The sequence below is a fragment of the Vibrio sp. 1641 genome (genome assembly GCF_033339995.1).
Lineage (GTDB): Bacteria > Pseudomonadota > Gammaproteobacteria > Enterobacterales > Vibrionaceae > Vibrio > Vibrio alginolyticus.
This window is the reverse complement of sequence record NZ_JAWOVP010000169.1, coordinates 1-714: the sequence shown is the minus strand read 5'-3', so window position 1 is coordinate 714 and position 714 is coordinate 1. Positions and strand designations below refer to the sequence as shown.

Genomic DNA, 714 nt, shown 5'->3' with positions numbered 1-714 from the left:
TTTTGATATAGATTCCGTCACGCAAAGTACTGCAGATGCGCTCTATATCACGCCAAGTAACCAATATCCGATGGGGACGACTTTAAACACTGAGCAGCGAGCACAAATCATTGAGTGGGCATCGAACCAAGAGGCTTGGATTCTTGAAGATGACTACGACAGTGAATTCCAATTTGCACATCGTCCATACACCAGTTTACAAGGGTTAGCCGCACAAATGGGCCGAGACGAGCGAGTGTTATACATCGGCTCTTTTAGTAAAGTCATGTTTAATGGTTTGAGGCTTGGCTATCTCGTTGTGCCTGAATCGCTGGTAGATAAATGTTTGATGGTGAAAGACGCACTTAGTGGTGACACGCCAAGTCATATTCAAGCCGCGATGGCGGACTTCATTTCAGAAGGAAGCTTGCTGCGACATATTCGTAAAATGAGGCGAGTGTACAAGTCGAAGCACGAACAAGTCTGTTTCTCTATTCAGCATTATTTTGGTGACAAAGTTCGAGTTATCAGCCAAGCGGCGGGGCTGCACGTTACGTTGAGCTGGCAACAAGGGATTGATGAAAACACGTGGACGCAACGAGCCAAAAAGGCGGGCATCGTGATGCGCCCAGTCAGTTTTTATGAGCATCCCGATTTTAAAGCACGAGATTGGCAGGGCGTCGTGATCGGATATGGGAATGTTCGTCTTGACAACATTGACCCGTTGATTAAACG

General features: G+C 46.8%; 1 protein-coding gene. It reads left to right on the top strand.

All coding sequences use genetic code 11. The features are described 5' to 3' along the window. Positions 1 to 714 (top strand): PLP-dependent aminotransferase family protein (locus tag R7Z47_RS24855; RefSeq protein WP_318130764.1); only part of this gene is annotated, 714 nt, incomplete at both ends.